At 62.8% G+C, this 11,538-nt stretch carries 12 protein-coding genes, 3 tRNA genes and 1 pseudogene; 15 read left to right on the top strand and 1 reads right to left on the bottom strand.

Annotated features, from left to right (window positions below; genetic code table 11):
• The 3 genes and pseudogenes from ABNS06_RS14615 to ABNS06_RS14625 all read left to right on the top strand — a co-directional run.
• Nucleotides 1-724 (top strand): annotated as a pseudogene (locus ABNS06_RS14615) (DEAD/DEAH box helicase); the annotation flags it as partial.
• Nucleotides 714-1,892 carry a GIY-YIG nuclease family protein gene (locus ABNS06_RS14620; protein ID WP_348675332.1) on the top strand — a complete coding sequence of 393 codons (1,179 nt, stop codon included), beginning with the start codon at nt 714-716 and terminating at the stop codon, nt 1,890-1,892. The pseudogene ABNS06_RS14615 and the gene ABNS06_RS14620, both read left to right, overlap by 11 nt.
• 123 nt (nt 1,893-2,015) lie before the next feature.
• Nucleotides 2,016-2,162 carry a hypothetical protein gene (locus ABNS06_RS14625; protein ID WP_348675333.1) on the top strand — a complete coding sequence of 49 codons (147 nt, stop codon included), beginning with the start codon at nt 2,016-2,018 and terminating at the stop codon, nt 2,160-2,162.
• A gap of 45 nt (nt 2,163-2,207) precedes the next feature.
• Here the strand turns inward: ABNS06_RS14625 and ABNS06_RS14630 are convergent, their stop codons facing one another.
• The gene (locus tag ABNS06_RS14630; protein WP_348675334.1) at nt 2,208-3,110 is read right to left on the bottom strand and encodes a CHAD domain-containing protein; all 903 of its coding nucleotides are present in this window, start codon (nt 3,108-3,110) and stop codon (nt 2,208-2,210) included.
• A gap of 139 nt (nt 3,111-3,249) precedes the next feature.
• On the opposite strand from ABNS06_RS14630, the gene ABNS06_RS14635 reads away from it, so the two are divergent.
• The 12 genes from ABNS06_RS14635 to ABNS06_RS14690 all read left to right on the top strand — a co-directional run bounded on the left by ABNS06_RS14635 (nt 3,250) and on the right by ABNS06_RS14690 (nt 11,422).
• Nucleotides 3,250-3,645, top strand: a complete 396-nt coding sequence (locus tag ABNS06_RS14635) for a cupin domain-containing protein (RefSeq protein ID WP_348675335.1) — start codon at nt 3,250-3,252, stop codon at nt 3,643-3,645.
• A 117-nt stretch (nt 3,646-3,762) separates the two neighbouring features.
• On the top strand, nt 3,763-4,254 hold the full coding sequence (locus ABNS06_RS14640) for a DUF6265 family protein (RefSeq protein ID WP_348675336.1): 492 nt from the start codon (nt 3,763-3,765) through the stop codon (nt 4,252-4,254).
• A 96-nt stretch (nt 4,255-4,350) separates the two neighbouring features.
• Nucleotides 4,351-5,265 carry an alpha/beta hydrolase gene (locus tag ABNS06_RS14645; protein ID WP_348675337.1) on the top strand — a complete coding sequence of 305 codons (915 nt, stop codon included), beginning with the start codon at nt 4,351-4,353 and terminating at the stop codon, nt 5,263-5,265.
• Nucleotides 5,266-5,394: 129 nt separating this feature from the next.
• Nucleotides 5,395-6,213, top strand: coding sequence for a hypothetical protein (locus tag ABNS06_RS14650; protein WP_348675338.1), 819 nt, complete (start codon nt 5,395-5,397; stop codon nt 6,211-6,213).
• A 95-nt stretch (nt 6,214-6,308) separates the two neighbouring features.
• Complete coding sequence (locus ABNS06_RS14655) at nt 6,309-7,034, top strand: TMEM175 family protein (RefSeq protein WP_348675339.1); 726 nt, start codon at nt 6,309-6,311, stop codon at nt 7,032-7,034.
• Nucleotides 7,035-7,198: 164 nt separating this feature from the next.
• Complete coding sequence (gene uvrY, locus ABNS06_RS14660) at nt 7,199-7,852, top strand: UvrY/SirA/GacA family response regulator transcription factor (protein ID WP_348675340.1); 654 nt, start codon at nt 7,199-7,201, stop codon at nt 7,850-7,852.
• A gap of 28 nt (nt 7,853-7,880) precedes the next feature.
• Nucleotides 7,881-8,534, top strand: a complete 654-nt coding sequence (locus tag ABNS06_RS14665) for a uracil-DNA glycosylase (RefSeq protein WP_348675341.1) — start codon at nt 7,881-7,883, stop codon at nt 8,532-8,534.
• A 44-nt stretch (nt 8,535-8,578) separates the two neighbouring features.
• Nucleotides 8,579-10,393, top strand: a complete 1,815-nt coding sequence (gene uvrC / locus ABNS06_RS14670; RefSeq protein ID WP_348675342.1) for an excinuclease ABC subunit UvrC — start codon at nt 8,579-8,581, stop codon at nt 10,391-10,393.
• Nucleotides 10,394-10,415: 22 nt separating this feature from the next.
• Nucleotides 10,416-10,979: a CDP-diacylglycerol--glycerol-3-phosphate 3-phosphatidyltransferase gene (pgsA, locus tag ABNS06_RS14675; protein WP_348675343.1), complete on the top strand. Its 564-nt coding sequence runs from the start codon at nt 10,416-10,418 to the stop codon at nt 10,977-10,979.
• A 44-nt stretch (nt 10,980-11,023) separates the two neighbouring features.
• Nucleotides 11,024-11,099: transfer RNA gene (locus tag ABNS06_RS14680), tRNA-Gly, on the top strand.
• 145 nt (nt 11,100-11,244) lie between these two features.
• A tRNA-Cys gene (locus ABNS06_RS14685) sits at nt 11,245-11,318 on the top strand.
• A 17-nt stretch (nt 11,319-11,335) separates the two neighbouring features.
• Nucleotides 11,336-11,422 (top strand) — tRNA-Leu (locus tag ABNS06_RS14690).
• The last annotated feature ends 116 nt before the right edge of the window (nt 11,423-11,538 follow it).

Genomic DNA, 11,538 nt, shown 5'->3' on the forward strand with positions numbered 1-11,538 from the left:
CTTTGATTACGGCGAAGGTGGATATGACCCGGATCGTTGCAATGTTGGTATCAACGAGGAGACGGGCAAATTCCAGATCGAGATCAAAGGCCTCAAGGAGCCGACCAGCGCGGAAGCCGAGCGCATTTGCCGCGAGGATCTGAATGAAGTGATCGCCCCGCTGCTGCAGGACAAGACTGCCCTGGAACGCGGACTTTTCGATGAAGAGATGGTGCCCGAAGAAATCACCCAGGTTCGCATGGGGAAGATCATCAAGGAGCGCTACCCGGATCTCAACGACGAAGACCAGGAGGCCGTCCGCCAGCACGCCATAGCGGCGCTGAACATTACCCAGCAGGCCAAGCAAATCGCCTTGGACGACGACGGTGATGGTTCGCCCAGGGCCAATACCGCGCTCATCGCCGGTGTTCGGAAATTCGCCATGGATGTTCGTGAATTGGACATCGACTTGATCGACCGAATCAATCCATTCAGCGAGGCCTACTCGATCCTCGCCAAAACGATGAGTGAAGACAGCCTGAAACAGGTTGCGGGGATCATATCGGCCAAGCGGACAAGTCTCAGTCCCGACGAGGCGAGAGAGCTGGCTGTGCGTGCCCTGAAGTTCAAGAAGGAACGAGGTCGCATACCGTCGATTACGTCTGCTGATGCCTGGGAGCGGCGCATGGCCGAAGGCGCTCAGGCGTTTGTACGGTTCAAGGACGAAGGGCGCTATGACAACTGATCTGGACGAGCTTCGCGCTGAGCTCGACGAGTACGCCAAGCCGAAGAAGCAAGCCTCCCGTTCCCCGCGTGATGAGCGAATTATTGCGGGCTTCGAGGAAATTCTGAGGTTCGTGGATGAGCACGGCCGGGCACCAGAACACGGTGAAGATCGCGACATCTTCGAACGGCTCTACGCCGTGCGTCTCGATCGCCTGCGTGAACTAACCGATTGTCACGAGCTGTTGGCTGATCTCGATACGCATGGTCTGTTGAAAGCGGCGCCCAAAGTTCAAGACCGAGGGCCAGACGAGATCGGCGATGACGAACTGATGGCCGAGCTGGCCGGGGCAGATTGCTCTGGTGGGATCACCGAACTGCGTCATGTTCGGTCAGCCGCTGACAAGAAGGCGGCAGAGGAAATCGCTCAGCGCCAGAAGTGTGAAGACTTCGAGCAGTTCAAGCCATTATTCGATCAGGTACAAGCGGAAATAGCATCGGGGGTGCGTCCCACAGCGATGTTTGGGAGGGATGCCAGCATCATCCAAGGCGACTTCTTCATCCTTGGCGGGCAGCTAGCGTATGTCGCCGAGGTTGGAGAGGAGATCAAGACGCCAGAAAGCCACGTTGATGCTCGCCTTCGTGTGATTTACTCAAATGCTACCGAAAGCAATCTCCTGCGACTGTCGCTTAAGCGAGCGCTCTACAAAGACGAGACGAGCCGACGGGTCGGGGGGGCAGACGCTGGTCCGCTGTTTGGCGACCAAGCTGAGGAGGGTGATCAACAGTCTGGCACGATTTACGTCCTTCGCAGTCGGTCCTCCGTGCCCTTTGTCGCTGAGCATCGGGAGCTGATTCACAAGATTGGCGTGACGGGCGGGGACGTGGAGACCCGCATCGCAAACGCGCGTAACGATGCGACCTACCTGCTGTCGGACGTGGATATCGTCGCGACGTACCAGCTCGTCGGCATCAATCGGTCGAAGCTCGAAAACCTGCTACATCGGGTGCTCGCGCCAGCTCAGCTTGACCTCGAGATCGAAGACCGCTTCGGGAAGCCCGTGAGGCCTCGAGAATGGTTCTTGGTTCCATTGGCAGTGATCGATCAGGTCGTCGATGGTGTAAGAGATGGAAGCATCGCTGGGGCTATCTACGATCCCAAATCTGCATCGTTGGTCAGTAATACTTAGGTCGCAGGAATCGGGTTCACGTCGTGGAGGAGAAGTTGCGCGGTATCGATGTCTCGGTCGATGTCCCTATGGCCTTGCCGGTGGAGTTCCCAGGCTTTCGTGGGCACCTGTGTAAGGAAGCTCATGAAAACCGAGGTGTTCGGCTACCGCCTGCCGCTAGGCAGCGTGCTGCCTCCGCGATTCGATCCGAAGACGGGAGAGCAGTTTCCTGGCAACTATCGATACAGCCCGTTCACCGGAACCAAGCTGACGACCCGGGAGCCGAACTGAGCAAGCCTCGGCGCGGACGGGGCCGCCAATCAAGGGCCACAGATGTCAGCGATCGGGCGATGCCGCGTTGGCCTCGGCGTACCCGTCCAGCCGGGCCCTGAATGCCTTGGGTGTTTCCGCGTAGATCAGGCCGCCGAGACGCGCCGTGATCTCGATTCGCTCGGTACGCCAACGCTCGCAACGCTTTCCGATGGCTTGAAGGTCCCGGGTGGTCAGCCCGTGGTCGTCACGGCTGAGTTGCTGCATGAGCACCGCGGCGTCGTGGATGTCGCCCAGTGCGTCGGCGAGTTCGTCCAGCGTCCCGCCCATCGCATCGAACTGGGCCGTCCAGAGCGCTCCAATCATTTGGCTCTGGTAGCCGAGGTACTTCACCTGTTTGCGCCACTCGTGCAGTTGCTCGTCAGTGGGCGTGTCCAGCACCGCCTGCCATGCGTCTCGTCCCTGCCTGTAGGTCCTCGTGACTGCCTTGATCAGGTGTTTCCATTCGAGCCCGGTGAGCTTCCACGCGGCGGTGTCATGCCGGGCTCGTTCCAGCTGCTTTTGTGTGGCCCGCAGCCGGTCGCGTACTGAATCGTCGGCGTCGTGGAGTGCTGCCAGTTCGCTCTCCAGTGCCGCGTGGGCCTTGCGCAGCGCCTTGGGTGGGTTGTTGCCGGGATTCTGCGCGATGAGGTGCTCGATGGTTTCGATGCGAGCCGCCGCGTCGCGTGCCTCGGCGTGTTCACGGGCAAGGTCCCGAAATCGGCGGTTTTCCCGGCGATAGAGATCGGCATCGAACGCCCGCAGCGTGCGAAACAGCGCCCGCAGTTTCTTGCAGCGCTTTCGGAACTGGTGGATGGCGACATCGGCGGATTCGTGGTCCAGCTCCGCGATGGCGCGATCGATTTGCTCGGTCGCGATTCGCCTGGTTTCATCACCCGGCGCGAGGTCGGGCCGGAATTGGTAGGGCATGGAAACCTCCGGTGACAGCGAAGATCTCTGGTACAACGGCGACACCTTGCAACTGGAGTTGGTCCGCCGACAAGGCAGCTCGGGATTGATGCCGATAGCCTGCCGTGGTGACCGGGCTCGGACAACACGGGAGAGGACGATGGATGACCCAGTCTCGAATCTCGCAGCGACGTTTGCGGTGATCAAGCCCGATCAGCGCGTTGACGCAATCCCGGTGTCGCCAACCGTGTACGACGAGCTGGATGCGCGCTATCAGGGGTTTGGCGGACACTCGCTGGTCGCCGAGTACGCGTTCTCGGCGGACTGGGGTGGCTGGGAGCAGCATCCGGCGGGCGACGAGATGGTGGTGTTGCTGTCCGGCCGCGTGGACATGGTGCTGCGGATGGACGGCCGTGACGAAATCCGGAGTCTGTCCGCGCCGGGCGACTATGTGATCGTGCCGGCCGGGATCTGGCACACGGCCCGAACCGCGGAGCCGACACGCATGTTGTTCATCACGCCGGGGGCGGGCACACGGCACGCATCGGATCCGTAGGCTTGCCTGCGCAAATCGCAGTGGCACGGTCACCCGCACACGCCATAGCATGGCGCACCCAGATCAAACGGGTCGCCACCCGTACAACCAGCCCATATGTTCAATCGCATGCGCCCAGTGCGCGTTAGATCGCTGACGATCACGCTTGCCGCCGTTGGGCTCGGGCTGATCACCGCCGACCTTGTCGCGGCCGACCGTCCGGACAGGCAGCTGGAACGGTTGTCCTGGCTGAGCGGCTGCTGGGGGCAGGACGGCGCCGAGCGGGGCACGGGCGAGATGTGGACACGCGTGGCCGGCGAGAGTTTGCTGGGCGTGGGCCGGACCATCCGGGAAGGCCGGACGGTGGCTTACGAATTCATGCGGATCGAGCACGACGCGGACGGCGCCATCACCTACACGGCGCAGCCGGCGGGGCAGGTCGCCACCACGTTCACGCTCACGCATCTGGATGACCGCGAGGTGGTTTTCGAGAACCCGGCGCACGATTTTCCGCAACGCATCACCTACACCGTGGAAGGGCAGAACCGGATGATGGCGGTTATCGAGGGGCCGACCCGCATCGGAGAAAAACGCATCGAGATCCCGATGACGCGCGCAGCCTGTCGCTGAGCCGATACGGCGCGTGGCTGCCTGCTAAGGTGGAATCAGGGATTAGTGGCGTGCGAGGCGATGACCCTCGCACCATGGAATGGGAGGCGTGGGGCCATGGATGCTGAACTTTCGGCCTGGGAGAGCGGCGGGGGCTACTTCAATCTGGCGGCGACCGGTCATCGCGTGTTCTTTCGCGATTTTGGCGCAGCCAACGCCGAGCCCGACGACACGGCACTACTCATGCACGGCTTTCCGGAGTCCTCGTTCTCCTGGCACAAGGTCGTTGAAGGGCTGCTGGGGCATTTCCGGCGCGTGGTGGTCTTCGACCTGATCGGTTACGGGTTCAGCGACAAACCCGGGGCCGACGCCTACGGCTACTCACTGATGGAACAGGCCGACGTGGCTTTGCAGGTGTGGGGGCAACTCGGCCTGCGGGGTGGCCATCTCATCGCTCACGACATGGGCGACAGCGTCTCCACCGAACTCGTCGCACGCTTGGTGGCCGGTCTGCTGCCGGCGTGGTTCGACTCCGGCTTCCGTTCCGTGACTTTCACCAATGGCAGCATGGTGCTCGAACTGGCCAAGCTCCGCGTTACCCAGCGACTGTTGCTTACCCGGATTGGTCCGGTGCTGGCGTCGCTGGTCGTCAAAAAGGCGTTCGCGCAGCAGGTCCGCAGCGCGCAGGGGAGCGATGCGCTCAGCGACCGAGATATCGAGCTGATGTGGCAGATCAATCGCCTGGGCGACGGACACCGCAAAACCTATCTGACGATTCGCTACCTGCTGGATCGCCGGCGCTTCGAGGCCACGCGCTGGCTCCCCGCGCTAGGCGCCGCCTCCATGCCCATCCACCTGTGCTGGGGCGACGCTGACGCGGTGGCGCGCGTGGAGATGGCTCACCACCTCAAGCGTCATGTCTGTCCAAATGCTCACCTGACCGTCATGCCGGGCGTTGGGCATTTCTGCCAGCTCAGTGATCCTCAGCAGTGGCTGGACTCGGTGCTGGCGTTTTATTCCGACGCCGCTTGAGCAATGTCGGAATCTCTGACGGCATTTGGTAAGCAGGGGGAGCGGTCACGGGGGTGATGACCTGGAGTCGGGGAGGGGGACATGGCCAGCGGACGAGATGATCGACGACAGCTCGAGCCAGGCGGTGCGATGCGGCGGTATCGCCGTTACCGGTTAGCAATCACTCTGATCTGCGCGACGTTGTTCTTACCCAGCGCATGGGCCGGAACGTCGCCTCCGCCGCTGGATTCATTTTCGCAGGAGCGGACAACAGGTCATCCACTGCAACGTTATTTCCTCTATCCACCCAGGCAGGTGGGGCCGGTTTCGCCTGAGGGGTTGCCGCTGATTCTGATACTGCCGGGCGGCCATGGAGATGAGCGCTACCGGGGACTCGTGACCGGCATCGTCCGGTTCTCGTTGCCGCATGACACGGTGGTGGCGCAGCCAATCGCGTTCAAATGGACGGAGGAGCAGCGGCTGGTCTGGCCCACGACTTACGTTCGGCCAGAGGGCATGGGCTTCAAGACCAATGACTTCATCGCCGCCGTGATCGCAGATGTACGTGAGCAATTTCCGATCGATCCGAAGCGTGTCTTTCTGATGGGGTTTTCGTCCTCGGGCGGCGCAGTCACCGAGGCGGCGATCACGCTCGATGTTGTTAGCGGCGCGTTCATTCAGGCATCGGTATTCAAGCCTCGGTATCTGCCGGACCTGGCTGGCGCCGACGGGAAGCGCTTCTTCCTGTTTCATTCACCCACCGACAAGGTCGTTCCGATTGAGCACTCGATTCGTGCGCGTCGCCTGCTGACGGAAAACGGTGGGTACGTGGTGCTGGAGACTTATGCCGGCGGCCACACCGGGCACTGGCCGGACGATCGCTACTGGGTCATGCGGCGGGCGGCATTGTGGCTGGAGGGCGGTCCACTGTTACCGCGAACAGCCGGCGATGAATCGACCACCCAGTAACGGGCCTCCGCAAAACAGTCAGATCGCGTCACACACCGACACCGGATGTCACCCGTTACACTGTCGGTCATTGCATGTGAGGGGAGTTTCGTGCGGTGAATCTGGATGAACTGACGGTCAGGAACGGATTCCGCGAACGCGGGCAGGACATGACGCGGATCGAGACGTTCACCGATGCCGCGTTTGCCATTGCCGCCTCGCTAATGGTCATTTCCGTCAGCGATGTGCCGACCTCCTGGCCGCAACTCGTGGTGGCTTTGCAGGGGATTCCCGCCTTCGCGCTGGCCCTGCTGGTGATGATGCTGTTCTGGTACGGGCACCACATCTGGTCGCGTCGCTACGGGCTTGATGATCTGGCGACGATCTGGCTCAGCGGTGCATTGATCCTGCTGGTACTGGTGTATGTGTATCCGCTGAAATTCATGGCCAACAGCTTCACGACCTGGGTGAGCGGCGGGGCGGTTAGCGCGCCGTCGACGCTGAATTCGGTGGACGAGCTCTATGCGCTGTTCGCCGTGTATGCAGGCGGGTTCATGCTGATGTCACTCGTCATCGCCACCCTCTATGTGCACGCTTGGCGGCAACGTGATGCCTTGCGTCTGAATGAAGTGGAACGGATGCATACCCGTCACGACATACTGGCGTGGAGCATCCTGGCGATGTTCGGGCTGTTGTCGTTGCTGCTGGCGGTATTGCTCACTCCACGCAGCATGCCTTGGCCCGGCGTCGCACTCGGTGGATTGGCGGTGGTCATGCCGCTGTTTGGCACGTGGTCTGCGAGAACGATTCAACGAATGCTCGCTCGTCACGGGCACCAGTAAGGCGCGTGCCGGCCGTTGGGCGGAGCGCGTAGCCAGGCCGACGGGCTGACCGGAGAGCAGTCCCGCCGGTTCGACAGGTGAATCATGCGACCAAAGTCGAAAGGAGAATCATTCGCGTCAATCTCCGTTAGACTGTATCTGGGGAACCGAGAGAAACCTATAACGTGATTACAGTGATGATCGTCGATGATCACCGTCTGGTCCGGGCGGGGATCCGGCGTGTGTTGGACGAACAGACGGACATCAACGTCGTCGCCGAGGCGTCGTCGGGAGAGGAAGCCATCAATCTCGCCCGCGACCTGCAACCGCAGGTCGTGCTCATGGATATCAACATGCCGGGGATCGGCGGTCTCGAGGCCACGCGGCGCATCATGCAGCGCTCGCCCGACATGAAGGTCATCGGCGTGTCCATGCATCTGGACGAACCTTATCCGAGCCGGCTGCTGTCGGCGGGCGCGTCGGGATACATCAGCAAGGATTCGGCGGCAGAGGAGGTCGTGACCGCCATTCGCCGCGTGCAGCAGGGCGGGCACTACATCGCTCCGCTGGTCGCCGGCAACCTCGCCGCGGCGCTGATCAAGGGGCAGAACGAGTCTCCGTTCGATGCCTTGTCACACCGCGAGATGCAGGTGATGAACCTGGTCACCCAGGGCCACAGCACCCAGGCGATTTCCGACCGGCTGTGCCTGTCGCCGAAGACGGTGAGCACCTACCGTTACCGGCTGTTCGAGAAGCTTGGGGTGCACAACGACGTGGAGTTGACGCGCCTGGCGATGCGCTACGGCCTGCTCGAAGACAGTGTCGCCGCCGCGGACTGACACGACCGACCTCGAACCATTCCCCTTCATGTCATCCACGTTCCACCCGGACTGCGCCCGTTGTGCGCGTCTGGTCGAGTTTCGCGCGCAATCCCGCGTTGACCATCCCGGCTACTTCGGCCGTGCCGTCCCGAGTTTCGGGCCGGAAGCACCGCCGCTGCTCATCGTCGGACTCGCGCCGGGCATGCATGGTGCGAACGCCACCGGGCGACCGTTCACCGGCGACTATGCCGGCATTCTGCTGTACCAGACCCTGTTCGATCTTGGACTGGCCACCGCACCGGTGTCCGAAGCCGCGTACGACGGCCTGGAGCTGATCGACTGCCGCATCACCAATGCCGTGCGCTGCGTGCCGCCGCAGAACAAGCCGGTGGGCGAGGAGATCAACAACTGCCGACCGTATCTGGTGGAGGAACTGGATGCGGTGCCTTCCGGCGGTGTGCTGCTGGCGCTGGGCAAGATCGCGCATGATCAGGTGATCCGGGCGCTGGGGCTGCGCGTGGCCGCGCACAAGTTCGCGCACGCGGCCGAGCATGCGCTGCCCGGCGGGCTGACCCTGGTCGACTCCTACCATTGCAGCCGCTACAACACGAACACGCGCAGGCTCACCGCCGAGATGTTCGAATCGGTAATGCGGCGCGCCCGCGATCTGGCGCGCGCGGGCACGGACTCGCGCCACTGATTCGTATACTGCCGGCCCGCGCCACGCGTGCCTGATGTCCGAACGTGAGCGAGTCCACCTTCAATCCGAAACGCTTCGTCAGCGGCCTGACTAGCCGGCCCGGCGTCTATCAGATGCTCGGCGCCGATGGCGAGGTGCTGTACGTCGGCAAGGCGAAGAATCTCAAGAAGCGCGTCGCCAGCTATTTCCTGCGGGCCTCCGGTTCGGCGCGGATCGAATCGATGGTGGACCAGATCCACGACATCGCGATCAACGTCACCGATACCGAGAATCAGGCGCTGTTGCTCGAAAGCAGCCTGATCAAGAAGCATCGGCCGCGCTACAACATCGTTTTCCGCGACGACAAGAGCTATCCGTACCTGGTGATCACCGGCAATCACCCGTACCCACGCATCCGCTTTCATCGCGGTAGCCGGAAGAAACCGCATCGCTATTTCGGTCCATATCCGAACGCCGGCTCGGTGCGGCGCACGCTGGATTCGTTGCAGAAGCTGTTCAATCTGCGGCCGTGCTCGGATTCGTTCTTCGCCAATCGCTCGCGGCCCTGCCTGCAACACCAGATCAAACGTTGCTCCGCGCCCTGCGTCGGCGCGATCTCCGAGACCGACTACGCCAATGACGTGGCCGACGCCGTGCGCCTGCTGGAGGGCAAGAGCGAGATTCTGGTCGGCAAGTTGACCGCACGCATGGAGGCCGCCTCCGCCGCGCTCGATTTCGAACAGGCCGCGCGCTACAGGGATCAGATCGCGGCGCTGCGAACCATTCAGGGGGCCGGCGCCGCAGGCACCGTGGATGACGCTGATTTCATCGTCGTCGAGCAGCGTGCCGGGTTGCATGCCGTGGGGGTCGGAACTGTCCGGGGCGGGCAGCATCTCGGCTACCAGAGCTTCTTTCCCAAGGGTGTGGCGGATTCGCCGTCCGGCGAGGTACTCACCGCGTTTCTGGGGCAGTACTACGCCGAGCGCATGCCGCCACGCGAGATTGTCGTGACCGAGGCGCCGGAGGAGGTCGAACTGCTGGAAGAGGCGTTCACGACCGTCGCCGGTCACCGGGTGCGGATCAAGGCACGGGTGCGAGGCTCGCGGTCACGGGTGTTGAAAGCCGCTCATGACAGCCTCCAGGAGGCGATCACGGCGCGATTGATCCAGGGCGAGGCCCTGGCCGCGCGTTATCAGTCGCTGGGCGAGCTGCTGACGCTGGAAGACACGCCGACACGGCTGGAATGCTTTGACATCAGCCACACGCGTGGCGAGTCGCCGGTGGCGTCCTGTGTGGTGTTCGACGAGGAAGGACCGCTGAAATCGGCGTATCGGCGCTTCAACATGAAGGACGTGACGCCCGGCGACGATTACGCCGCGATTCGCCAGGCCGTGCTGCGGCGTTTCCGCCGTCTGAAGGAGGGCGAGGCGCCGGTGCCGGATGTGCTGCTGATCGACGGCGGCAAGGGGCAGCTCGCGCAGGCGGTGGACGCTGTCAACGAGGCCGGCGTCTCCGGTGTCACGATCATCAGTGTTGCCAAGGGCTCCGATCGCCGCGTCGGGATGGAGCAGATCTTTCGCCCGGGCACCTCCGTGCCGCTGCGCCCGTCGGCTGATGATCCGGGGCTGCATCTGATCCAGCAGATCCGGGACGAGGCTCATCGCTTCGCGATCGAAGGGCATCGCGGCCAGCGCGGCAAGGCCCGCAAGCAATCGGTGCTGGAGGAAATCGAGGGCCTTGGCCCGAGGCGCCGGCAGGCGCTACTGCGCAGCTTCGGCGGGCTGCAACGGGTCGAACGGGCAGGGGTGGATGAACTCGCACGTGTGGAAGGAATCTCACGCACGCTCGCCCAGCGCATCTACGATCGCTTTCATTCGTAGCCTCACACCGCATAATGAACCCGTGCCACTGAATTTCCCCATGCTGCTGACCCTGTTACGGGTGCTCGCGATTCCGTTCGTGGTGCTCGCGTACTACTGGCCCACGCCCTGGGCCGGGCCGATCGCGGCAGTGCTGTTTCTCGCCGCCGCCATCACCGACTGGTTCGACGGCTGGCTGGCGCGGCGCTGGGATCAGACCTCGGCCTTTGGTGCGTTCCTCGATCCCGTGGCGGACAAGCTGATCGTCGCGACATCACTGGTGATCCTGCTCAGCGAGGACGCCAGCATTCTGCTGAGCATCCTGGTGGCGGTGATCATCGGCCGCGAGATCACCGTTTCCGCGCTGCGCGAATGGATGGCGGAGATCGGGGCACGCGCGTCGGTGGCCGTGTCGTGGATCGGAAAGGTGAAGACGACGTTCCAGATGACCGCCATCGTGCTGATGCTGTGGGGACATCCGCTGGGGCCGATTCCGGTCTACAGCATCGGCTACGGATTGCTGTTCGTGGCGGCCGGTCTGACCCTGTGGTCGATGATCGCGTACCTGCGTGCGGCATGGCCGGTGCTGTCCGAACACTCGACGTAAAACGCTTGACACCACCGACCGCCGCCATAGAATACGCGCCTCTCGCGGGAATAGCTCAGTTGGTAGAGCGCAACCTTGCCAAGGTTGAGGTCGCCGGTTCGAACCCGGTTTCCCGCTCCAGATTTCACGAATCGGAGGCATTGCCGGACCCGGTTCGCAGCAGTGCCTCGGCCGGCTTGCCGCCCGGGGCATTTGTTTTTTTGGACCGGCAATCGTGTCGGTTACACTCGGCGGCTCGGCAACGAGCGCCAGGACAAGCACCCGAGGCTGGGTGGCAGAGTGGTGATGCAGCGGATTGCAAATCCGTGTACGTCGGTTCGATTCCGGCCCTAGCCTCCATTTCTGAACGTGCACGCGCCCGGATGGCGGAACTGGTAGACGCAAGGGACTTAAAATCCCTCGAAGGAGACTTCGTGCCGGTTCGATTCCGGCTCCGGGCACCAGTTTCTCCCGCATTCCTCCAGCAACGGCTTCGTGATGCTGCGGCTTGACGCTGTCGTACTGCGCCGTGGCCGCAAGACGCTGCTCGGCCCGCTTTCGGCGGAGCTGCCGGCTGGCA

It is taken from the genome of uncultured Abyssibacter sp. (genome assembly GCF_964000955.1).
GTDB lineage: Bacteria > Pseudomonadota > Gammaproteobacteria > Nevskiales > OUC007 > Abyssibacter.